The organism is Bacillus sp. ISL-51, from assembly GCF_018613535.1.
In the GTDB taxonomy this organism is placed as follows: domain Bacteria; phylum Bacillota; class Bacilli; order Bacillales; family Bacillaceae; genus Bacillus.
Genome location: NZ_JAGGQB010000008.1, coordinates 37,843 through 59,987, shown reverse-complemented (window position 1 = coordinate 59,987; position 22,145 = coordinate 37,843). Strand labels below are relative to the sequence as shown.

Here is a 22,145-nt window from a genome sequence, read left to right as displayed (position 1 = left end):
TTACGCTTCTTGGCCTACAGTTTCGTCTTCAATGCCAAGTTCTTGTTTAATCCAGTCATAACCTTCCGCTTCAAGGCGCTGTGCGAGCTCCGCACCGCCGGATTTAACTACGCGGCCCTGCATCATAACGTGAACGACATCAGGCGTGATGTAGTTCAGAAGGCGCTGGTAGTGAGTGATCATTAAGCAGCCGAAGTTTTCGCTGCGCATTTTGTTGATTCCTTTAGAAACGACTTTCAAAGCGTCAATGTCAAGACCTGAATCGATTTCATCAAGAATGGCGATTTTCGGCTCAATCATCATAAGCTGAAGGATTTCGTTGCGTTTTTTCTCCCCGCCTGAGAAACCTTCGTTCAAATAGCGCTGCGCCATTTCAGGATCCATTTCTAAAAATTCCATGTTTTCGTCCATTTTGCGGATGAATTTCATAAGAGAAATTTCATCGCCTTCTTCACGGCGTGCGTTAACCGCTGAACGAAGGAAGTCGGCATTTGTCACACCGCTGATTTCGCTCGGATATTGCATTGCAAGGAACAAGCCGGCCTGCGCGCGCTCGTCCACTTCCATTTCCAATACGTCTTTGCCGTCAAGCGTGATGCTTCCTTTTGTGACTTCGTATTTAGGGTGCCCCATAATCGCAGCTGAAAGCGTAGATTTACCGGTACCGTTCGGTCCCATGACAGCGTGGAACTCGCCGCCTTTTATTTCAAGGTTTACACCTTTTAAAATCTCTTTCCCTTCGATTTCAACGTGAAGATCCTTGATCGTTAATGTTGAAGCAACCATATCTATACCTCCAAAATATATAATCATTATTCTCAATTTATTCTCATTCTAATTTTATAACAAATGAAATGTAAATACAACTTTTTATATTACCCGGAACATTCCTAAAGTTTATCAAAGATCTTAACGTAATTAAAGCTGTTTGAAACAGAAAAAGGGCGGAATCCCACCCTTTTTTACAGACCGATTTTCTCATTAAACTGCGCTGCGAGGAGCTTGCTTTTTTGATATTCCCGTTCCCTCTGCCGTTCGACTTCCATCCTTTTTGAAAGACGCCGTCCGTATTCTTCATAGCCGATGCCGTATGACCGCTGCATCGCTTTTTCCATTTCCGACGTATAGTCAAGGTCCAGTCTGTCCTGGCTGGTGCAGATAATGAATCAATCCCTTCATATATTTGTTTCCATTGTAACAATGATTCATTGCGGCAGCCAAAGAGAGTGTGCCCCTGAATACTCTCGGATATGCCGGATGCGGCCTGCGAGCTGCGTCTGTGGAAAGCATTCAAACATTTGCTCCTTCTAATGCGCGGTATTTCCGAATTCCTGAATGCACTGCTGCACGAGGGTTACGCCCTGGCTGAGAGCGGCCCCTCCGCCGAAGGCTGCAGCGACGCTTACAACTTCAAGGATATTTTCTTCTGTCGCGCCTTGATCCATGCATCCTTTCGTATGATAAATCATACAAAATTCATCTTGGGCGTTAATACTGATGCCGAGAGCGATTAATTGCTTTTCTTTTTCTGTCAAAGAATCCGCTGAGAAGCACTGCTCAGTAAATTCATTAAACTTCCGGCCCATCATCGGCATTTTTTGTTCAAATACGCCTAACCCCTCTTTGTATTGTTTTAATGCGTCATGCACACTTCCGCCGTTGTTATGATATTGATTCAACTCATAATCCCTCCATTCGGTAACATTCTTCTTTATTATGAACAGTTCCGCGATTAATACCCAAAAAAAACCCCGGATTGTTCATCCGGGGTTTTCGTCTTATTCAGATACGGGAAGCACGGCTCCGTCGTATTTTTTCTCAATGAAGTCTTTAATTTTTTTAGAGTGAAGAACTTCCATTAGCGCTTTGATTTTTGCTGAATCTTCTTCACCTTTGCGAACGGCGATAATGTTTGCGTAAGGGTTGTTTTTCGTTGATTCTACTTCAATCGCGTCTTTTAACGGGTTTAATTTGTTTTGGATCGCATAGTTGACGTTGATGAAGACCGCGTCGCCTTCTTCTTCGTTATATGCTTTTGCCGTTAATTCCGGCGCGATTTTTTTGAACGTCAGGTTCTTCGGATTTTTTGTGATGTTTTTCGTTGTTGCGTCAACTGTTTTTACTTTTGAATCTAATGTGATCAGTCCGGCTTTTTGAAGCATCGCCAGCATACGGCCTTGTTCAGCGACGTTATTTGTCAGGATGATTGTCGCGCCGTTTGGCAGGTCTTTCAATGATTTATATTTTTTCGTGTAAATACCGAACGGCTCAAGATGAACGGCGCCGGCGTTAACGAGTTTGTAATCTTTATTTTCTTTCATTTCCTGCTCAAGGTAAGGAACATGCTGGAAGTAGTTTGCATCCACTTCTTTATCAGCTAATGCTTTGTTGTACATTTTGTAATCGTTTAGCACTTTGACTTTTAATGTATAGCCTTTTTTCTTCAGTAGCGGCTCCGCTTCTTTTAAAATTTCAGCATGCGGTGTCTTTGTCGCGGCAACAACAATTTCCTTTTTATTTGAGCCCGCACTCGATCCGCAGGCAGCCAAAACTCCCGCAAAAACAAGCAGCAGCGCACTTAACACAATCTTTTTCAATGTGAATCCTCCCTTATCTTTTGTCTATTATATTTGTGATTACATCACCGATAATCTGAATGATAAAGACGATGATGAGAATAAATACCGTTGCCACAAACGTTACATCCGTATTATTTGACTGGTACCCCTCGACATATGCAAGGTTACCGAGTCCGCCTGAACCGATCGCTCCGGCGATAGCGGTCGAACCGATCAGGGCGATCGCTGTAACGGTGATGCCTGAGATTAACGCAGGCATTGATTCAGGAATCAATACTTTAAAAATGATCGTCGATGTCTTCGCTCCCATTGATCTGGCGGCTTCGATGACACCTTTATCAACTTCCCGGAGAGCGATTTCCGCAAGGCGGGCATAAAACGGCGCAGAGCCGATAATCAAAGCGGGCAAAGCCGCATTCGGACCTAAAATCGATCCGACCAAAAACTTAGTAAAACCGAGGAGCAGAATAATTAAAATAAGAAACGGAATAGATCGGAATACGTTAACCACTGCCGCTATCACACTGTTAATCGCTTTATTCTGCCATAAGCTTCCCTTTCCTGTTAAAAAGAGCAGAAGGCCGAGGATAGCCCCGATGACAAACGAAAAGAGTAAAGCGATAATCGTCATATAGAGGGTTTCATAAGTGGCGGTCCACAGTTCACTTACATCAACGTTCGGAAACCATTTTTCAAACATTTGTGATCACCTCTGCTTCTACCTGTTTGTCTTTAATGAACCGGATCACATTTTCTACTTCTTTTTCCTGTCCGTCAATGTGGATGAATAAAGAACCGTACGCCCCGTCCTTCGTCTGTGAAATCTTACCTTGCAGAATGTTGACATCCACATCGAAGTTTCGGATCATTTCAGTGATGAGAGGCTGTTCTGCAGCCTGCCCGACAAACGAAAGCTGAATCGTTTTTCCTGTCGCCGTTTCCTGAAGCAGATGCTGAATGGTTTCTTTCGTTTCCTCAGGCTCGGTTACCTGCTGAACGAAACGCTTTGTCATCTGTTCGCGCGGATTTCTGAAGACTTGAAGCACTTCGCCTTCTTCGACGACTTTTCCGTTTTCCATGACGGCGACTCTGTTGCAGATTTTGCGGATGACGTGCATTTCATGGGTAATAAGCACAATCGTCAAACCGAGTCTTTCATTTATATCGGATAAAAGATCTAAAATTGAATCTGTCGTCTGCGGGTCAAGCGCTGACGTCGCTTCGTCACAAAGAAGGACCTTCGGATTATTGGCGAGCGCTCTCGCGATTCCGACACGCTGCTTTTGACCGCCGCTCAGCTGGGAAGGATACGATTTCTCCTTTCCTTCTAATCCGACCAGTTTAATCAGTTCATCAGCACGGCGGATCCGTTCTCTTTTTTTCACGCCGGCAATTTCCAGCGGAAACATAATATTATCCCGAACGGTGCGCGACCAAAGCAGATTAAAGTGCTGGAAAATCATGCTGATTTCCTGGCGCGCTTTTCTTAAACCGCGGCTGTTTACTTTATTTAATTCCGTCCCCGCGACTTCCACGGTTCCTGAAGTCGGTTTTTCAAGACCGTTCAGAAGACGGATTAAGGAACTTTTACCAGCTCCGCTATATCCTATAATTCCAAAAATTTCGCCCTTTTTGATGTCGAGGTCGACATCTTGGACAGCATTGACATCCCCATGTTTCGCTTTGTAAATTTTTGAAACATTTTGAAGATGGATCAAAGCAATCACCTGCCTTACACTATTCTAAGAAATCTTCCGGAATTCTCCGCAAAAGAAAAGCCTTTCTGCACAATTGAGCAGAAAGGCTTATTGAAAAAGGCCTTTCTCTCATCTTCCAAAGCAGATTGCTTCGAGTGAATTGGCACCATTTCAACATAGTTGATGGTTGCCGGGCTTCATAGGGCACTTCCCTCCACCTCTCTTGATAAGAGAAAACATATCGTCTTTTCGTCCGGAAATTCTTAATGTAGGATAGCATGGCGAATGATAAAAAGTCAATAAAATAAATATAATGGTAGTTATTTTCACATAGTAGATTGGCAGGTTTTAAGGCCTTTTGCTGATTGTTTGAAAAAATCCGTTTGTCAGCCACAGAATGGCTTCCAGTTTCAACAGGGCTCTGAATGATCCTTTTACTTTCAACCTTCCGCTTTGAATGAGCTTTTGCAGGGAAATGTCGCCGTGCAGCAAATGAATGATTTCTGTTTGGTTTCCGTAAAAGGTCAAGTGAGACTCTTCTGCTGAAGCAGCGGTTTTTCTCATTTCTCCCTGCCCGTTAATTGAGACCGTTAAAGCTTCTGTTTCACCTTGGAACGTAATCAGCAGCGTTGAGGTATGTAATAGGGGTTTCAAAAACAGATGCTGTCCGTCATTCTCTAAAACTTCTATTTTCTCCACTCGTATAACCTCCCGTTTATTGGCCATACATACAAAGTTCTCTTTTAACGGGGAGAACCCTTTATAAAACGGACGACATTTTCCTATAAAAAATGTCACATAGGAGACGTTTGAGATGTTTTTTGTTTAATCAGCTCGTATAAATAGGAAACGGAGCGGAATGCATATCCTTTCTCAACAAGCTTTCCGTCTTTTAACAGCAAAAAGCACGGGACACTCTCAATCTGATAGGCTTTGGCGAAGACGGGGGAATAATTCACGTTGTTTTTATAGAAGGCGACGCCGGGCAGCATTTCCTCCGCGACAGAAAGCATTTTGGAAGCCAGCTGGCACGTGCCGCAAAATGGGGTGTATAAGTACAGGAGATACACATCATCTTTAATTGATTCAAGTTCATTTTCTTGGAGTTCTTTCATTTGATTACCACCTCAGGTCTTTCTTTTCAAAAATACGGGGTCCACATTCAGGCCGGCGCGGAGGAGCACCGCTGCAAGATGGCGGTTTGGAGACGCTTCAACCTCCTTGTACGTTCTGTCAATGTAGATATGGCGGGCTTCGGGAAGCTCCCGTTTCAGCTGCTTTCTTAATTTTTCTCCCGAATCGTCTGCGTCAACTAAGATATAAACATCTTTGTCAAACAAACGGTCCGCTAAATCCTCCAATTCCGTTTGGCCGATCGTTCCGTTTGTACAGACAATGTCCAGGGGTTCACTGAGCACTTCCCTGACTTTGACTTTATCTGATTTTCCTTCTACGATTAAGACTTTCTCTTCATCGCCGATATTCATTGCGCATCACCTGCCGGTTTTTTTAGCCTCGGATTGAAAAAGAAGGCAGTGAAATTCACCGCCAACTGTTAACACCAGCCGCTTTCATAGTCGCAATCTACGTATTTCGGATCCTTCTCGGATACAACATCGGCTGTTTTATAAAATTTTTGATTTTCAAATGAAAAGCCCGGTTTGAGCTCATATTGGTTCATGCCTGTCATTTGGCCGATGGCTTCATTTTCATGAAACAAAGAAAACTGGCCGTTTTGTAAGCGGCCCGTTACGTGCTCTGTTACATCAACCTTTTGTTTATCAAAAGCCATTTTGGACACCTCCCGTTACAGATAGAGTGTCCAAATGGTTCTTTTGCTATCCGATTAGTCTTCCTGCGTCATTTCTTCGTATTGTTCGGCAGTCATGAGGTTTTCGATTTCTTTTGCATCAGCCGGTTCAACGACGATCATCCACGCTTTTTCGTATGGAGATTCGTTCACGAATTCCGGGCTGTCATCAAGGCCTTCGTTCACTTCCGTCACCGTTCCGTTGATCGGTGCATACAGCTCAGATACCGTTTTTACGGATTCAACGCTGCCGAACGGCTCGTCCGCTTTAATTTCAGCGCCGACTTCAGGAAGCTCGACAAATACGATATCGCCAAGTTCAGATTGCGCGAAATGCGTAATTCCGATGCGGACTTTTTCGCCTTCAACTTTTACCCATTCGTGTTCTTCTGAATAACGTAAATCTTTCGGTGTGCTCATCTAAATCCCTCCATTTTTTAAGCTTATAATAAGAAGATACCATAATTCTTCGATACTGACATTAAATCCAATATTTTTCGAATTGGTCTTCTTTAAAGCCGACTGTGACTTTTGTGCCGTCTGACGTAATCGGACGCTTAAGCAGCATTCCGTCGGAAGCCAGAAGTTCAAGCTGTTCATCCTCTGACATGTGGTACAGCTTTTCCTTTAAGTTCAGCTCACGGTATTTCATTCCGCTCGTGTTGAAAAACTTTTTCAGCTCAAGGCCGCTTTTTTCATAAAGGTCTTTGATTTCTTCTTTCGCCGGCGTTTGTTCCGTAATATGTATTTCGTTGATTTCCTTGCCGTGGTCTTCCAGCCATTTTTTCGCATTACGGCACGTTCCGCATTTAGGGTACCAGTAAAAATTTATCGACATCTTCTTCACCCCTTGTAAATGATCGTCGTTATTTTAACACAATCACTGGTAAAAACCTAAAACGTTGCTTCATGAAAAAGCGCTCCGAATTCGGAGCGCTTACAGGAGCTGCATTATACTGTATATTTTTCTTCTCTGAAAATCACGGCAGCCGCGTCACGTTTTTTCTGAATGAGATTTTTCGGTGTCAGGCGCGTCAGTTTGCGCAGCACGGAAAGCATCATTCGGAGAGAGTCCCCTTCTTCCATGGCGATTAACGACTCTTTTGCGTGCGCTTCAATGTCCTGAAGGGCTTCCTGCGCAAAGATTTCCGTATATAATAGCTTTTGCGCGGCTTTTTCAGCGCCGTCTGCCGCAATCGCTTTTTCCGTTCTGAGGACGGCAGATTCCAACGCGTACAGCGCGCTGACGATGTCAGCGATGTTCACCATGATTTCCTGCTCGCGTTCAATTTCCTTTCCGTATTTCTGCGCCGCAAGGCCTGCTGTTAAAAGGGCGATTTTCTTCGCCTGTCTGACGATGTATTTTTCCTGCTCTAGAGGCTCTGAACCCGGTTCTTCAGGCATCAGCATCATTAATTCCTCTTGAAGCGCCTTCGCTTTATCAAAGAGCGGAAGATCCCCTTTTACGGCTTTTTTCAGGAAAGTGCTCGTCACGATCAAACGGTTGATTTCATTTGTTCCTTCAAAGATTCTGTTGATTCTCGAATCGCGGTAGGCGCGCTCCACTTCATATTCCTGCATGAAACCGTAACCGCCGTGGATTTGGACGCCTTCGTCGGCAATGTAATCAAGCGTTTCTGATCCGCACATTTTGTTCAGTGAGCATTCGATCGCATACTCGGCAATTGATTTTGCGACTTCACGGCCGTCTTTTTGCGCTTCTTCGGTCAGCCTGCTCATATTATCTTCAAAAAGGCCGACCGTTCTGTATACAGAGCTTTCCATCGCGTATAGCTTTGCTGACATTGTCGCAAGTTTTTCCTGGGTAAGGGTGAAGCTTGAGATCGGCGTTTTAAATTGGCGGCGCTGGTTTGCATAAGCCGCGGACAGCTCAATGACCCGTTTTGAAGCGCCAATCGTACCGACTGCGAGCTTGTAACGCCCAATATTCAGGATATTAAACGCAATCACATGGCCCTTTCCGATTTCGCCAAGCAGGTTTTCTTTCGGCACTTCTGCTTGATCTAAAATAAGCGTTCTTGTGGATGAGCCTTTAATTCCCATCTTTTTCTCTTCCGGGCCGGTTGACACACCCGGATAATTTTTTTCTACAATAAACGCGGAAAATTTGTCCCCGTCCACCTTTGCATAGACGACAAATACATCGGCAAACGCTGAGTTTGTAATCCATTGTTTTTCTCCGTTTAAAATGTAATGCGTGCCCGCTTCATTTAATACGGCGGTTGTTTTTGCGCCGAGCGCATCTGATCCGGATCCCGGCTCAGTCAAAGCGTATGCCGCGATTCTTTGGCCTGAAGCTAAATCCGGCAAATATGTTTTTTTCTGCTCTTCTGTTCCGAAAAACACGATCGGCAATGAACCGATGCCGACATGGGCGCCGTAAGAAAGCGAGAAGCTGCCCGCACGGGAAAATTTTTCTGTAATGAAGGCAGAACTGATTTTATCAAGGCCGATGCCGCCGTATTCTTCAGGTACATCTGCGCCGAGAAGGCCTAGATCGCCGGCTTTTTTCAAGAGTCTGACAGAGTGCTCAAACTGGTGGTTTTCGATTTCATCAATGTGCGGAAGAACATCGTTTACGACATAGTCTTCTGTCGTTTTTCCGATCATTTTATGTTCGTCTGTAAAATCCTCCGGTGTGAACACCTGATCATATGCCGTATCTTCAATAAGAAAGCTGCCGCCTTTTTTGACTTTGACCGTTTCCTGTTTCATGTTTGTTTCCCCCTTTTAAAGTAGCTCAAATACGCCGGCAGCTCCCATGCCGCCTCCGATACACATCGTGACCACGCCGAATTGCTCGTTTCTCCGTTTCATTTCATGTATGAGTGAAAGGGTCAGCTTCGTTCCCGTGCAGCCGAGCGGATGACCGAGCGCGATCGCTCCGCCGTTGACGTTGACTTTTTCTTCGTCAATTCCGAGTGACCTGATCACTTGAATGGCTTGTGAAGCAAAGGCTTCATTCAATTCAAAGAGCCCGATATCCTGTAATTCCAGCCCGGCAAGTTTGAGCGCACGCGGGATGGCTTCAATCGGCCCAATTCCCATTACCTCAGGCGGAACGCCGCCAACGGCAAAGGAACGGAATTTCACAAGCGGCGCCAATCCGAGCGATGAGGCTTTCTCACGATCCATGAGCATGACAGCCGCCGCTCCGTCACTCGTTTGTGATGAGTTTCCGGCTGTCACGGTTCCGGTTTTTGAAAAAGCCGGACGGAGCTTCGCTAAAATATCAGCTGACGTCCCCGGACGCACCCCTTCATCTTGAGAGAAAACGAAGTGCTTTTCCCTCGGTTTATGATCAGCGCCGATTTCTGTCAGCGACACATCGACGGGCACAATTTCATCTTTGAATTTCCCTTCTTCCAGCGCTTTCGCCGCATTTTGGTGGCTGCGGACGGCAAATGCGTCCTGATCCTCGCGGGAAACGCCGTATGTTTCGGCAACCTGCTCCGCTGTATGGCCCATGCTCATATAATATTCAGGTGCATGTTCAGCCAAAGCGATATTCGGGCGCGTCACATGCCCCATCATCGGAACTTGCGACATAGATTCCGCTCCGCCCGCGATGACAGTGTCACCTGCGCCGATCATGATTTTTTCCGCTCCGTACGCGATGGATTGAAGTCCGGAAGAGCAGTAGCGGTTTACCGTAATGGCCGGCACCGTATGGGGAAGCCCCGCCAGCGCGCCGATATTCCGCGCCATATTTAAGCCCTGCTCGGCTTCAGGTGTTGCACATCCGATAATTAAGTCATCGATATTTCCTTCATAGCCGCCTGCCCGTTTCAATGTTTCTTTGACACAAAGCGCTCCTAAATCATCAGGACGAACGTTTGCCAGCGACCCTTTTTTCGCTTTACCGACCGGGGTTCTCGCACCGGCCACAATGACTGCTTCTCTCATAAACACCCTCCTAGTTCCGTAAAGGTTTGCCTTTGACCAGCATATGCTGCATTCTGGCTTGAGATTTCGCCTCGCCTGCGAGACTTAAAAAGGCTTCTCTTTCAATTTCGAGTAAGTATTCTTCAGAAACCTCTGTACCGAACGGAACTCTTCCGCCGGCAATGACATGGGCAAGCTTTTTCGCAATCTTCATATCGTGATCTGATAAATACCCTGAACGCCTCATCTGATCAGCTCCAAGCAGCAGGGCCGCACAACCTGTTTCCCCGGTGACTTTCACTTTTTTCCGTGCAGGCGGACGATAGCCGCTGTCATATAAGGACGCCGCAAGCTGCTTCGCGTCATGTAACAGATGATCTTGGTTCATGCTGACCTGGTCAGCCGGAGACAGAATCTGCATATCACGGGCTTCGTGCGCAGAACCTGATACCTTGGCTAAAGCAATTGTCTCGAACGTTTTAATAGCCGCATCCATCAATTCCGCTCCGTTATTCACGTAATTCATGTACAAACCTTTGTTTCCGCCGCCGCCCGGAATCAGGCCGACGCCTGTTTCGACAAGGCCCATGTATGATTCACTTGCGGCTTGAATGCGCGCCGCCGGAAGACAGACTTCGGTTCCGCCGCCGAGCGTCATTCCGAACGGTGCCGCCACGACCGGTTTGGCGCTGTATTTTATTTTCATCATCGTTTGCTGAAAACGGCGGATGACAAAATCGACTTCCATGAAGTTATCATCCTGGGCTTCCATTAAGATCATCGCCAGGTTCGCGCCCGCGCAGAAATGTCTGCCTTGGTTTCCGATGACGAGCCCTTTATAATTCCGCTCCGTCTCCTCAAGCGCTTTGTCAATCATTTGGATAATGTCTAACCCGATCGCGTTGCTTTTCGTGTGGAATTCTAAAAGCGCGACATCATCGCCGAGATCAATCAGGCTCGCGCCGCCGTTTTTGCTGATGACTCCGTTTGTTTCTTTTATTGTTTGCAGACTGATTCGTTTCGGATTTTCTTTGATCGCCCTGTATTGGCCGTTTGCATAATAAAATTGAGTTCCGTTTTCCTTCATATAGAAAGTGTCATTGCCCTTATCAAGCATTTCTTTCACCCAGCCGGGAAGCGCTGCGCCTTCTTGTTCAAGCCGTTTGACGGATTCTTTGACGCCGATGGCATCCCACATTTCAAACGGCCCGAGCTCCCATCCGAAGCCCCATTTCATGGCTTCATCAATTGCTTTTATATCATCAGCGATTTCGCCAAGCAGCTGAGCCGAATACAAAAGCGTTTTCGAGGTGATGTTCCAAAGCAGGTGTCCGGCGCGGTCATCAGAGTATATAAGCGCTTTCATTTTGCCTTTAGCACCCTTTGCCTGTTTGGCTGCTTCTAAAGCGGGTGTTTTCATTTTCGTGCGTTCACCATATGTCATGGTAAGCGGATCGAGCTCATATATTGTCTTACCTTCTTTTTTATAAAAGCCTTGGCCCGATTTGCTGCCCAGCCAGTTGTTGTTCAGCATTTCATTCATAAATTCAGGCAGCTTAAACATGTCTTTTTCAGCGCCGTCAGCTTTATCGTACACATTTTTTGCGACATGGGCGAATGTATCAAGCCCCACGACATCGAGGGTTCTGAAGGTTGCGCTTTTCGGTCTGCCGATCAGCGGCCCTGTCACGGTATCCACTTCGCCAATGTGATAGCCGCCGGAAAGCATTTCTCTTACGGTAACTAACAGGCCGTAAGTTCCGATGCGGTTGGCGATAAAGTTAGGCGTGTCTTTCGCTGTAACGACGCCTTTACCGAGCGTGTTTTCAGCAAAGGATGTCATGAATTTCAGAACGTTTGGATCGGTTTCCTGAATCGGTATGATTTCCAAAAGCTTGAGATAGCGGGCGGGATTGAAGAAATGGGTTCCTAAGAAATGAGCTTTGAAATCGGCTGATCTTCCTTCTGCCATTTTCGTGACAGAAATACCGGACGTATTGCTCGAAACGATGCTGCCCGGTTTGCGATATTCATCGACAAGTGAGAAAATCTGTTTTTTCACGTCGAGATTTTCAACGACTACTTCAATAATCCAATCGGCATCCTTTAAATCAGCCGCGTTATCTTCTAAGTTGCCCGGCGTAATATAGTCAAGATTGGCAGCAGAAGTCAGCGGTGCAGGCTTTTGCTTCAGCAGCTTTTTCATGGCCGTTCGGCTCAGTCTGCTTCGGACCTCCGGGCTTTCTAATGTCAGCCCTTTTTTCACCTCGTCCTTTGTCAGCTCGTTTGGCACAATATCAAGCAGCAGGACGGGAATTCCGATGTTAGCCAAGTGCGCGGCAATTCCGGACCCCATTACTCCTGATCCAAGAACGGCTGCTTTCTTTATAAACTTGTGCATGAGTCATCCCCCTTGAACTTTGAATGAATAGTCATTCATTTTTTCGGCAAAAAAAATGAAACCCTTTTCTTCTTTCATCTTAAAAGATTTCGGGGATGACTTCAATAGCAAATATGGAATTTTTTAAAATTTTTTGGCTTTCGCATGATCCGCACCGAAGACGGGAAACTTAAAGCCGGAGGTGAAGGGAATGGTGCGGGTAAAAAAAGATCCGTCTTCTGCGGCAGTGAGCGCGGCCAGCGTTAAAGGAAATGCGGGACCGACACAAAAGCACGGCGGCGGCAAGCGTACGAGCCAAAACCAGCAATATAAAAAAGAAAACATGGAATAACAGGAAGCGGCTGCTTTTTGGGGCAGCCGTTATTTTTTGAAGATTCCTTTCAACACAAACGCTGCGTTGGCCGGACGCTCAGCAATCCTTCTCATAAAGTAGCTGTACCAATCTGTTCCGTACGGGACGTACACCCGCATCCGGTATCCTTCCGCAGCAAGCTCCTTCTGCCGCTCCGTCCTGATTCCGTACAGCATTTGAAATTCAAATTGTTCACGGGGGATGCCGTGTTCGGATATGAGTTTTTTCGTATAAGAAATGATGTTATCGTCATGGGTCGCCACCGCTGTTTCATGGCCGCTCAGCAGCTGGAGCTTGATCAATTGCTGATAATGGAGGTCGGTCCCTTTTTTATCAGGAAATGCAACAGCCGCCGATTCTTTATAAGCGCCTTTTACAAGCCTTAGCCGCGGCTTATATGGCTGAAGGCTTCCGATATCCTCAGCGGCGCGGTACAAATACGCCTGGATCACGGTTCCGAGCATCGGATAATCCGGTTTGCACCGTTTATACAGCTCAAGCGTGGGTCCGCATCTGGCGTAATCCTCCATGTCAATCGTTACGGGAACGTTCCGCTCTTTCGCTTCCGCCAGGATCTCCCTTATATGATTCTCAGCGAGTTTTTCTGAAATATCCAATCCGATGGAAGTTAATTTCACAGACAGCTCACAATCTAATTGATTGTCGGCAATAGCTCTGATTGCGTTTTTACATTCTTCCGCCGTCCGGCCAGCATCCTTCTTTGAACCGGCATATTCACCTAAGTAATCAATGGAGGCTGACAATCCCGATTGATTCAGCCGCTTCACCGTTTTCACCGCTTCGCCGATCGTCTCGCCTGCGACGAATCTTCCCGCGCCGAAGCGAATACCGTAAGCCTGCGCAAGTTTGGTAAGCATTTTATTTTTGGACAAAAACAAACTTATGCTCCGCAGCAAGGGTGAGCACCCCCTTTTAATTTATCCGTATGAAATCACAGGCATAGAGAAACATAAAAAGAACAGACATCAAAGGAGGCGTTTATATGAATAATCAAGAGCAGCACGCAAACATGCCGCCTGCCGTTATCTCAACAAAGGATCATTTGTATCTGGAGGACATGCTGAACTGGAATCTGCTTGCTATGAAAAAAGCACACTTTATGGCAGGCCAATGCCAGGATCAGGCATTAAAACAAGAGCTTGAACAGATCGGCCAGATGCATGAAAAACATTATCAAAGAATATTGGGCCATTTGAATCCTGCTCAAGGCGGACAGACAACAGGCTATATGCAATAGGAGGAAAAAACATGAATCAGCAAAATCAAAAAATCAGCAATCCGCAAACCCCGGTGCCGAATACGGCGCAAATGAACGACAGAGACTTGGTGAATGAGCTGCTGACGACAGAAAAATATATGACGTCATCATATTGCACAGCCTTACATGAATTCAGCGACGAGTCTCTTTATCAAGATATTCAATCTGTTTTCGATGAGTCACAAAAAGCGCAAAGAAGATTATACGATGTGATGTTTCAAAACGGCTGGTATTCCGTCGAAGCAGCGGATACCCAAAAGCTGCAGCAATCGTACCAAAAATTTCAGCAGACCATTCAGCAGCAATCTCCTTATCAGCAATAAGAAGTGTAAAGGATTGATGTTTTCGCCAAGCATCAAATCCTTTTTTTTATTTTTTTACAAAAGGATTGACTTATCGTTAATCCTTATTTATATTTAACTAATGTTAATTATTTCCCCGAGGAACAGATTAGGAGGATTTATGAAAAACGCGGATCAATATGTGTCTGATATTCAAGCATCCCTTCAGACCCTGCTGCAAAAAATACAGCCGGAAATGGTGGAGAGCATGGCAAAACAAGAGGTGACACCCGCCCAACTATTTGTTTTAGCCAGTTTAAAAAAACACGGCAGCTGTAAGGTTTCTGAGATTGCGGAGCGCATGGAGGTAAAGCCGAGCGCGGTGACCTTAATGGCCGACCGCCTTGAGCAAAAAAACCTTATTGTCCGCACGCATAATAAGCAGGACAGACGTGTGATTGATGTCAGCCTCACAAAAAAAGGCGAAAAAAAATTCGAAGACGTTGTCGCGGGAAGAAAAGCAATATTAGCGCGCAGCCTTTCCGTTCTTTCTGAAGAAGAGCTGATACAGGCGTCGAAGATCATTCAAAAAGTTGCGGATGCCGCCGACAATCACCTGACGTCGGGAAACATCCATGAAAAGAGGAGTTGCCGAAAATGAGCACTGAACATTCGAATTCAAAACGCACTCTATTAATAACAGGCTTAATCATTGCCATGTTTTTCTCAGCCCTTGACGGTACAATCGTGGGAACAGCGATTCCTAAAATCGTGGGCGATCTTGGGGGATTAAGCATGATGACGTGGCTTACCACGGCATATCTGCTGACTTCTACGACGGTCGTTCCGATTGCGGGAAAACTTGCAGACTTATTGGGACGACGTGTTGTATATGTCTCGGGTTTGATTATTTTTATGGGCGCTTCTGCACTGTGCGGAATGGCCAACAATATGACTGAATTGATTATTTTCCGCGGTTTGCAGGGAATTGGCGGCGGAGTCATGATGCCGATGGCTATGATTGTCATCGGGGATTTGTTCACAGGTAAACAGCGCGCCAAGTTCCAAGGTCTGTTCGGAGCGATTTACGGCCTTGCATCCGTTATCGGCCCGCAAATCGGCGGCTGGATTGTCGACTCTTTAAATTGGAAATGGGTCTTTTATATTAACCTTCCAGTCGGAATCTTAGCCGTGATCTTTATTGCAAGAGGGCTTCAAGGCAAGAAACAGACAGGACCGATCAATTTTGATATTGCCGGCATTTTCACAATGATTGTCGGGATTGTCAGTCTCCTTCTTGCGCTAAGCTTCGGCGGCAAGGATTACGCATGGGGCTCTTGGCAGATTATCAGTCTTTTTGTGCTTGCCCTTATCGGCATTGTCGGGTTTGTCATTGCTGAATGTAAAGCAAAAGAGCCGATTCTTCCGATGTATTTATTTAAAAATAGAACATTCACCATGCTGAATTTGATCGGCTTTTTCATGAGTATCGGTATGTTTGGCGCCGTAACGTTTGTTCCTTTCTTCATGCAGGGCATTATCGGAGTCAGCGCCACTGCTTCCGGCACCATTATGACGCCGATGATGGTTTCTATGATTATCACAAGTATTATCGGTGGCCAGCTCGTCTACAAGATTGGCATTAAACCGCAAATCATGATCGGTATGCTGATTATGGCCGCCGGATTCTATTTATTAACCACATTGCAGCTGGATACAAGCAAACTTGCGGCAACGTGCTATATGGCCGTGATCGGACTGGGCATGGGACTTGTCATGCCGCTTCTCACACTTGCGCTGCAAGAAACGTTTTCAAAAGAAGAGCTCGGTGTCGTTACATCCTCAAGTCAATTTTTCCGAATGATCGGGGGAACATTCGGAATTACGGTGCTCGGTGCGGTCATGAATGCAAGATCCGGCACCCTTTTAACCGACCGGCTCGTGCCGTACTTAGACTCTCTCCCGAAACAGGCAAGTTCCTTTGCCGCTCAGTTTAAAGACATGATTGCGAGCAATCCTGAAGGACTGCTTCAATCCCTGTTCAGCCAGGAATCGATTAAACAAATTCCGGCCGCTTTCTCTTCTCATATCGTGCCGGTTCTGAAAACATCATTAATGGATTCGCTTCACAGTGTGTTTTATACTGGCCTGGCCTTCATCGCAGCCGGACTTGTTTTGACCCTGTTCGTGAAATCCATTAAACTGACAAACAAAAAATCTGGAAAACAAGAAGAAAAGGCGAAAGCCGTGTAATTTGCAGATCAGGTTGTCGGTCTTTTAGAAGAAGCCAAAAAGGCGCTTGCCTCATTCAAGCAAGCCGAGCGGGCCGCTGTCACAGATATAGAAAATGCAGTGAAAAAGCCGATCCTTGTGTACAGCACGGGCTGCACGTATCGTGACACACTGGAGCGATGGCTTCATTCCGCCGGAACGGCGCACCCGGCTATTATGGAACTCGGCACGCTTGAAGCGATCATCGACGGAGTGACGGCGGGACTCGGCATCACACTGCTTCCTAAAAGCGTCATTGAAAAGCATGCTGCACAGGGCTCCGTCCATATCTGGGCCATTCCGAAATCATTCAGCCTGATGAAAACAGAATTTGTCACGCGGAAGGATTCGTATATGAGCAGCGCATTGCGCGCCTTTATTGATTCTTTTTCAGCAAAAAAAGCTTCCGGCACCTCTATCTGATGCCGGAAGCTTTTTTTATTGTTTATTTCTGTGCTTTTCATTCAGCTGTTTAATATGCTGTATCGTGTCTTTCATACCCTGCTTAGCGTCCGGATAGGATTCATTCCAATGTTTTACGAGCGGAGGCATGCTTTTTGCGATATGTGTGTACAAAATCCACTGCTTGACTTCTTCCTTTAATTCATGATCGGTTTCGCCAAGCAATAGCTCCGTATATTTCTCAAGCAAACCGTCGAGCTGCTGCTGAAGCTTCTCTTCCATACCGTTCCCTTCTCTTTTCAATGATTATGACGTACGGGCGGAAAGGGCCGCTTCCTGAACGATACATCTGCCCCGTCCGTGCGGGATGCAAAGCGGCGTGCCGAACAGCGGGTCCTGCGTGACCTGGCAGTTCATTGCAAATACCTGCTGCACAAGGTCGCAAGTGATGACTTCCTCAGGGCGGCCTTCCGCATAAATCTGTTTATCCTTAATCGCCACAAGATAATGGGCGTAGCGGCACGCCAAATTCAAGTCGTGCAGCACCATGACGATGGTCCGCTTTTCTTTCTCATTTAATTCAAACAGCAAATCAAGAATTTCAATTTGGTGTGTCATGTCGAGATAGGTTGTCGGCTCGTCAAGCAAAATGATATCTGTATCCTGAGCGAGCGTCATCGCAATCCACGCGCGCTGGCGCTGGCCGCCTGACAAGGAATCTACCGGGCGGTCGGCCATTTCCTCAAGCTTCGTCGCTTTGAGCGCTTTCGCCACTGCGTCTTCGTCCTCTGCCGACCATTGCTTCAGCCAGCTTTGATAAGGATATCTTCCCTGCTTTACGAGCTGATGCACCGTAAGGCCTTCGGGAGCCGACGGGCTCTGCGGCAAAATAGCAAGCTCTCTTGCCACTTCCTTTGTCGGAAGTTTGGCAATTGCTCTTCCTTCTAAAAGAACAGAGCCGCCCCTCGGTTTCATCAGCCGTGCCAATGAACGTAAAAGTGTCGACTTTCCGCAGCCGTTGCTGCCAATTAATACGGTAATTTCGCCTTTTGGAATTGTCACATCCAACTCATCAATAATAACGGTTTCCCCGTACCCTAAGCTCAACGTTTCTGTAGAAATTGCACTCATTCCGCTAACCGCTCCTTTTCGTGTTTCCCAACACTATGTATATAAACAAACTGCCTAAATATTCAACAACCATATAATGATTATATTGTAACAGAAATTAATGACTTTGAGTATCATTATCAATTAGTTTTAGGCAAAAAAGGCATTGCTGCGGTTATTTCTTGATTTCTGTTATTTCCCCGTCGCTTTTCTTCAGTTTCAAATAAAAATGGTCATAATGGCTGTCTAAATTGAACGCAGAGAGCACCTGCCGAACGACTTCCCTCTCCGGCATCCGGCTGTTTAAAGCCAATTCTCCGAGAATCATCTTCATTTCATCAAGCGCTTCTTCACCTTCCCGATGGACGCCTGACAGCTTATCCAATATGTCCGCCTTTTCGTCCCGGCCCTTTTTTTCATACATGCCTTCATAGCGGTTATGCTCGCCGTCCCCGTAGTTCACCCGAAGGGAAAAGCTGTCGTAAGGAACCGGCTTTGCGGATGAAACGGGTGCGATGTCTTCTATTGCTTCCCGCTCTTGTTCATTCAATCGGCATCCGGCAATCAGCATCAGCGTGATACATATGGCGCCCGCCGTCCTGATCCATTTCATGCGATTCACTCCCATTCATTTCCGATCATTTTTAGGTATGTCCAAGGGCGGGTTTTGTCATTCACTCAACATAAAAACAGCCGGAGCGGTGAACACTCCGGCTGCTTCGTATGAAGATTAAGATTCAGCCAGCTTCAAAAAATCTTTCGCGTCTTGTACGGCAAGGCCGACCGCATCTTCCCAAAACGCGCGCTTCGTTAAATCCGCGCCCAAATGCTTCATTGCCAAATCTTCCACCGTCATTGAAGCGGTATCGCACAACAGCGCGATATATTTTTCTTCAAAATCGGTTTTTTCCCGCAGCGCTCTTGCATATATGCCAAGCGAGAATAAATAACCGAAAGTATACGGAAAATTGTAGAACGGAACTCCGGAAATATGAAAATGAAGCTTTGACGCCCAAAAATGAGGATGGTATTCTCCTAATGAATCGCAGAATGCTTCTTTCTGCGCCGCTTCCATCAGCTCATTTAATCTGTCTGCCGGGACGACTCCCTGCTTCCGCTCTTCATAAAAACGTGTTTCAAATAAAAACCTCGCATGAATATTCATAAACATGGCTACACTTCGTTGTATTTTATCCTCCAGTAAAAACAGCTTCTCATCCTTCGTCTCAGCTTGTTTCAAAGCGGCATCGGCTACGATCATTTCTGCAAAGGTTGAAGCTGTTTCGGCTACGTTCATCGCATAGGCTCTGTTTAACTGCCGCACTTGAAGCATCGCCTCCTGGTGAAACGCGTGTCCGAGTTCATGCGCAAGCGTCGACACATTTGAAGCGCTGCCGGAAAACGTCATAAAAATGCGTGATTCCCCGCTGTCAGGAAAGCTCGTGCAAAAGCCTCCGACCCGTTTGCCGCTGCGGTTTTCCGCCTCGATCCAGCGATCGCGAAACGCTTTTTCCGTAAATGAGGAAAGCTTTTTGCCGAACGTCGAGAATTGGCTGACGATCAGATTGGCCGCTTCATCATACGTATATTCCTTAGGCGCCTCACCGACCGGAGCGCCCACGTCATACCAATTCAGCCGCTCCAGCCCCAAAAGAGACGCTTTTCGATTTAAGTACTCAACAAACGGCTGTTTATGATCAGTGATGACCTGCCACATCGTATCCAATGTCTCTTGTTTCATTCGGTTGATGGCAAGCGGTTCTTTTAAGGCGCTTTCCCAGCCCCGCGTTCTATATGTTTCGGTACGGAAGCCGGCCAGATGGTTCAATGTGCTGCTGAACAATCCCTCTTCCCGCTCCCATGCTTCATTTAATCCCTCAAACACTTTTTGTCTGACGGAACGATCCGGGTTCGCCATCATGTTTTCCGCTTGTCCGACAGATAGCTCCCCATCTTGAAAAGGAATCTTCATTCTGCCGACAGACGCATTGTACAAGTCGCTCCAGGCGTGATAGCCGTCGACGGCCAGGCCTTCAATCAGCTTCTCTTCTGCTGCACTGAGTTTCTCTGCGACCCGGTCTCTTCTTTCATTTAATATGTATGTGAGATCCTGCAGGCCGGGCTGTTGCAGAAGTCCTTCCCATACGGATTGATCAATTTGAGCAAGTGTATGGTCCAGCGTGACAAGAGAGGATTTAAAATCGCTGCTCAGCTGATTGATTTGCGCCTTCCATTCGTTCGCCTTTTGATCTTTAATATTTTGGGCCTGAAGACAGCTGACGAATGCTCCGGCCTGCCTGATCATGATGGCTGACCGTTCAAACATATCAATCAGGGGAGTCAGCTCCTTTGCATCGTCTTCATGCTGCGGCGCTTTAAACGCCTCTGCCGCTTGTTGAAAAGCGCTGAGATGATGTTTCAGCCTGCTGATGTACGCTTGAAATGCTTCCGACTGGCTACCGCCTTTAAAAATTGAGTTTAAATCCCACGTTTCGTTCAAACTCTCTAAAGCCATCTTGTAAAACCCCTTTCATCCGAGTTTATTTTATTATAGAACAATTCTGACAGATTTCCGAACGATTTCCCCTTCTTTCTGGAAGATGTTATACACTATGTATATGAAAAAACGGGAGGATCACGATATGACCAAAAAAATTGCCATTGTAACGGGCGCAACGAGCGGATTTGGGCTGCTGACGGCCATTAAGCTTGCCGGGCCTTATCACGTCATCGCAACAGCAAGACAGCCGGAAAAGGCTGAGGCGCTGAAGCAAACGGCCGCCCAATCGGATGTCGGCGGGGATCTTACCATTGTTCCGTTAGATGTGACGGACGAACAATCCGTTTCTGATTTCGGGAAAACGATCAGCGGTTTCGGAGCTGTCGATCTGCTTGTAAACAATGCCGGTACGGCGTACGGAGGATTTATTGAAAACGTGCCGATGGAACATTACAGACGGCAGTTTGAGACGAATGTATTCGGCCTGATCAACGTCACGAAAACCGTTCTGCCGTATATGAGAAAACATGGCGGAGCGAAAATCATTAATATCAGCAGTATCAGCGGCTTGACAGGATTTCCTTCCCTCTCTCCGTACTCGTCTTCCAAATTTGCGGTCGAAGGGTTTACAGAGTGCCTGCGCCTGGAACTTTTGCCTTTCGGAATTGATGCCGCCTTAGTTGAACCGGGATCATATAAGACTTCTATTTGGGAGACGTCTCTCGCACGGCAAATTACGCCTCCCGGCAAAGAATCGCCATATGACCGTTATTATGAGCCCATTAAGGCTTACGTCGAAAACAGCGCTTCAAAAAGCGGGGATCCGAGTGAGGTGGCGGAGCTGATTTCTCAATTAGCACAGCTAAAACGGCTGAAAAAATTACGTTATCCGATCGGCAAAGGCGTCAAACTGACTCTGGCCTTCCGCTCACTCTTTTCTTGGTCCGCATGGGAATCCGTTATTAAGAAAAAGCTGCTCCATTGATCTTTATTTATAATAATTATAATTTAGTATTGATTTTTATTTGATATGTGATATAATTAAATTAACAGATCACAGGGAGGACGATAAATATGAACACACAACATGCGAAAAAAAATGAATCTTTAGTTGAGAACTCAATGAACACCCAATTATCAAACTGGTTTATTCTGTACTCTAAGCTGCACCGCTTCCATTGGTATGTAAAAGGGCCTCACTTCTTTACACTTCATGAAAAATTTGAAGAGCTGTATGATCAAGCGGCGGAAACAGCCGATACGATTGCCGAACGGCTGCTGGCCATCGGCGGACAGCCGGCCGCGACATTAAACAGCTATCTTACACTAGCCTCCATCTCTGATGAAGGCAGTGAAAAAACAGCTTCTGAAATGGTGCAAACGCTGATTAACGATTACAAACAAATCAGCAGCGAATCGAAATTTGTCATCGGTATCGCCGAGGAACAAAACGACCCTTCAACAGCCGATCTTTTTGTCGGTTTAGCGGAAGAAGCGGACAAACACGTGTGGATGCTGTCAGCATACTTAGGCGAATGAACGAAAAAAGCTGAACCC

27 protein-coding genes, 1 pseudogene and 1 riboswitch are annotated in these 22,145 nt (G+C 46.3%); of the genes and pseudogenes, 8 read left to right on the top strand and 20 right to left on the bottom strand.

Annotated features, from left to right (window positions below):
- The 15 genes from sufC to J7E26_RS12485 form a co-directional block, all read right to left on the bottom strand.
- A complete protein-coding gene (sufC, locus tag J7E26_RS12555; RefSeq protein WP_214803250.1) occupies positions 1–786 on the bottom strand; it encodes a Fe-S cluster assembly ATPase SufC in 786 nt (261 codons plus the stop codon).
- A 176-nt stretch (positions 787–962) separates the two neighbouring features.
- Positions 963–1,115 (bottom strand): YuzK family famiily protein, encoded by a 153-nt coding sequence (locus J7E26_RS12550; RefSeq protein ID WP_214985495.1) that lies wholly within the window; start codon positions 1,113–1,115, stop codon positions 963–965.
- 192 nt (positions 1,116–1,307) lie between these two features.
- Positions 1,308–1,679 (bottom strand): carboxymuconolactone decarboxylase family protein, encoded by a 372-nt coding sequence (locus J7E26_RS12545; RefSeq protein WP_214985498.1) that lies wholly within the window; start codon positions 1,677–1,679, stop codon positions 1,308–1,310.
- 99 nt (positions 1,680–1,778) lie between these two features.
- Positions 1,779–2,597: a MetQ/NlpA family ABC transporter substrate-binding protein gene (gene metQ, locus J7E26_RS12540; protein ID WP_214803248.1), complete on the bottom strand. Its 819-nt coding sequence runs from the start codon at positions 2,595–2,597 to the stop codon at positions 1,779–1,781.
- Between the two features lie 13 nt (positions 2,598–2,610).
- The gene (locus J7E26_RS12535) at positions 2,611–3,279 is read right to left on the bottom strand and encodes a methionine ABC transporter permease (RefSeq protein WP_061522176.1); all 669 of its coding nucleotides are present in this window, start codon (positions 3,277–3,279) and stop codon (positions 2,611–2,613) included.
- Positions 3,272–4,297, bottom strand: a complete 1,026-nt coding sequence (metN, locus tag J7E26_RS12530; protein WP_214803246.1) for a methionine ABC transporter ATP-binding protein — start codon at positions 4,295–4,297, stop codon at positions 3,272–3,274. The genes J7E26_RS12535 and metN overlap by 8 nt, the downstream gene beginning before the upstream one ends.
- Positions 4,298–4,402: 105 nt before the next feature.
- A riboswitch (SAM riboswitch) is annotated at positions 4,403–4,509 on the bottom strand.
- Positions 4,510–4,624: 115 nt separating this feature from the next.
- Positions 4,625–4,975, bottom strand: a complete 351-nt coding sequence (locus tag J7E26_RS12525; protein ID WP_214803244.1) for an SCP2 sterol-binding domain-containing protein — start codon at positions 4,973–4,975, stop codon at positions 4,625–4,627.
- A 95-nt stretch (positions 4,976–5,070) separates the two neighbouring features.
- Positions 5,071–5,391 carry a thioredoxin family protein gene (locus J7E26_RS12520; protein ID WP_214803241.1) on the bottom strand — a complete coding sequence of 107 codons (321 nt, stop codon included), beginning with the start codon at positions 5,389–5,391 and terminating at the stop codon, positions 5,071–5,073.
- A 12-nt stretch (positions 5,392–5,403) separates the two neighbouring features.
- Positions 5,404–5,763: a toprim domain-containing protein gene (locus J7E26_RS12515; RefSeq protein ID WP_214803238.1), complete on the bottom strand. Its 360-nt coding sequence runs from the start codon at positions 5,761–5,763 to the stop codon at positions 5,404–5,406.
- Positions 5,764–5,831: 68 nt separating this feature from the next.
- Entirely contained in the window at positions 5,832–6,068 is a 237-nt protein-coding gene (locus J7E26_RS12510; RefSeq protein WP_214803233.1) for a YusG family protein, read from the bottom strand.
- A 54-nt stretch (positions 6,069–6,122) separates the two neighbouring features.
- Positions 6,123–6,506 carry a glycine cleavage system protein GcvH gene (gcvH, locus tag J7E26_RS12505; RefSeq protein WP_214803230.1) on the bottom strand — a complete coding sequence of 128 codons (384 nt, stop codon included), beginning with the start codon at positions 6,504–6,506 and terminating at the stop codon, positions 6,123–6,125.
- Between the two features lie 61 nt (positions 6,507–6,567).
- On the bottom strand, positions 6,568–6,924 hold the full coding sequence (locus J7E26_RS12500) for an arsenate reductase family protein (RefSeq protein WP_214803227.1): 357 nt from the start codon (positions 6,922–6,924) through the stop codon (positions 6,568–6,570).
- A gap of 113 nt (positions 6,925–7,037) precedes the next feature.
- Complete coding sequence (locus J7E26_RS12495; protein ID WP_214803224.1) at positions 7,038–8,822, bottom strand: acyl-CoA dehydrogenase family protein; 1,785 nt, start codon at positions 8,820–8,822, stop codon at positions 7,038–7,040.
- Positions 8,823–8,837: 15 nt separating this feature from the next.
- Positions 8,838–10,013, bottom strand: a complete 1,176-nt coding sequence (locus tag J7E26_RS12490; RefSeq protein ID WP_214803220.1) for an acetyl-CoA C-acetyltransferase — start codon at positions 10,011–10,013, stop codon at positions 8,838–8,840.
- A 10-nt stretch (positions 10,014–10,023) separates the two neighbouring features.
- Positions 10,024–12,393, bottom strand: a complete 2,370-nt coding sequence (locus J7E26_RS12485) for a 3-hydroxyacyl-CoA dehydrogenase/enoyl-CoA hydratase family protein (RefSeq protein ID WP_214803216.1) — start codon at positions 12,391–12,393, stop codon at positions 10,024–10,026.
- A gap of 190 nt (positions 12,394–12,583) precedes the next feature.
- Between J7E26_RS12485 and J7E26_RS12480 the strand changes: the two genes are divergently transcribed.
- On the top strand, positions 12,584–12,724 hold the full coding sequence (locus J7E26_RS12480; protein ID WP_082791745.1) for a YuzL family protein: 141 nt from the start codon (positions 12,584–12,586) through the stop codon (positions 12,722–12,724).
- Between the two features lie 29 nt (positions 12,725–12,753).
- Here J7E26_RS12480 and J7E26_RS12475 read toward each other — a convergent pair whose 3' ends face one another.
- Positions 12,754–13,662 (bottom strand): proline dehydrogenase family protein, encoded by a 909-nt coding sequence (locus tag J7E26_RS12475; protein ID WP_214803213.1) that lies wholly within the window; start codon positions 13,660–13,662, stop codon positions 12,754–12,756.
- An 86-nt stretch (positions 13,663–13,748) separates the two neighbouring features.
- Between J7E26_RS12475 and J7E26_RS12470 the strand changes: the two genes are divergently transcribed.
- From J7E26_RS12470 to J7E26_RS12450, 5 genes and pseudogenes are all read left to right on the top strand, one after another.
- A complete protein-coding gene (locus J7E26_RS12470; RefSeq protein WP_214803210.1) occupies positions 13,749–14,003 on the top strand; it encodes a hypothetical protein in 255 nt (84 codons plus the stop codon).
- An 11-nt stretch (positions 14,004–14,014) separates the two neighbouring features.
- Positions 14,015–14,347, top strand: a complete 333-nt coding sequence (locus J7E26_RS12465) for a spore coat protein (RefSeq protein ID WP_214803208.1) — start codon at positions 14,015–14,017, stop codon at positions 14,345–14,347.
- Positions 14,348–14,486: 139 nt separating this feature from the next.
- Positions 14,487–14,966, top strand: a complete 480-nt coding sequence (locus J7E26_RS12460; RefSeq protein WP_214803205.1) for a MarR family winged helix-turn-helix transcriptional regulator — start codon at positions 14,487–14,489, stop codon at positions 14,964–14,966.
- Positions 14,963–16,558: an MDR family MFS transporter gene (locus tag J7E26_RS12455; protein ID WP_214803204.1), complete on the top strand. Its 1,596-nt coding sequence runs from the start codon at positions 14,963–14,965 to the stop codon at positions 16,556–16,558. Before J7E26_RS12460 ends, J7E26_RS12455 begins: the two co-directional genes overlap by 4 nt.
- Before the next feature lie 72 nt (positions 16,559–16,630).
- A pseudogene (locus J7E26_RS12450) lies at positions 16,631–16,999 on the top strand (LysR substrate-binding domain-containing protein); the annotation flags it as partial.
- 15 nt (positions 17,000–17,014) lie between these two features.
- On the opposite strand, the gene J7E26_RS12445 reads toward J7E26_RS12450, so the two are convergent.
- The 4 genes from J7E26_RS12445 to J7E26_RS12430 all read right to left on the bottom strand — a co-directional run bounded on the left by J7E26_RS12445 (position 17,015) and on the right by J7E26_RS12430 (position 20,603).
- On the bottom strand, positions 17,015–17,260 hold the full coding sequence (locus J7E26_RS12445; RefSeq protein WP_214803203.1) for a YusU family protein: 246 nt from the start codon (positions 17,258–17,260) through the stop codon (positions 17,015–17,017).
- Positions 17,261–17,284: 24 nt separating this feature from the next.
- Positions 17,285–18,109, bottom strand: coding sequence for an ABC transporter ATP-binding protein (locus J7E26_RS12440; protein ID WP_214803202.1), 825 nt, complete (start codon positions 18,107–18,109; stop codon positions 17,285–17,287).
- 154 nt (positions 18,110–18,263) lie between these two features.
- Positions 18,264–18,701 (bottom strand): YusW family protein, encoded by a 438-nt coding sequence (locus tag J7E26_RS12435; RefSeq protein ID WP_214803201.1) that lies wholly within the window; start codon positions 18,699–18,701, stop codon positions 18,264–18,266.
- A 117-nt stretch (positions 18,702–18,818) separates the two neighbouring features.
- Positions 18,819–20,603 carry a M3 family oligoendopeptidase gene (locus tag J7E26_RS12430; RefSeq protein ID WP_214803200.1) on the bottom strand — a complete coding sequence of 595 codons (1,785 nt, stop codon included), beginning with the start codon at positions 20,601–20,603 and terminating at the stop codon, positions 18,819–18,821.
- A 127-nt stretch (positions 20,604–20,730) separates the two neighbouring features.
- On the opposite strand from J7E26_RS12430, the gene J7E26_RS12425 reads away from it, so the two are divergent.
- The gene (locus J7E26_RS12425; RefSeq protein WP_214803197.1) at positions 20,731–21,573 is read left to right on the top strand and encodes an oxidoreductase; all 843 of its coding nucleotides are present in this window, start codon (positions 20,731–20,733) and stop codon (positions 21,571–21,573) included.
- An 89-nt stretch (positions 21,574–21,662) separates the two neighbouring features.
- Positions 21,663–22,127 (top strand): Dps family protein, encoded by a 465-nt coding sequence (locus J7E26_RS12420; protein WP_214803195.1) that lies wholly within the window; start codon positions 21,663–21,665, stop codon positions 22,125–22,127.
- The last annotated feature ends 18 nt before the right edge of the window (positions 22,128–22,145 follow it).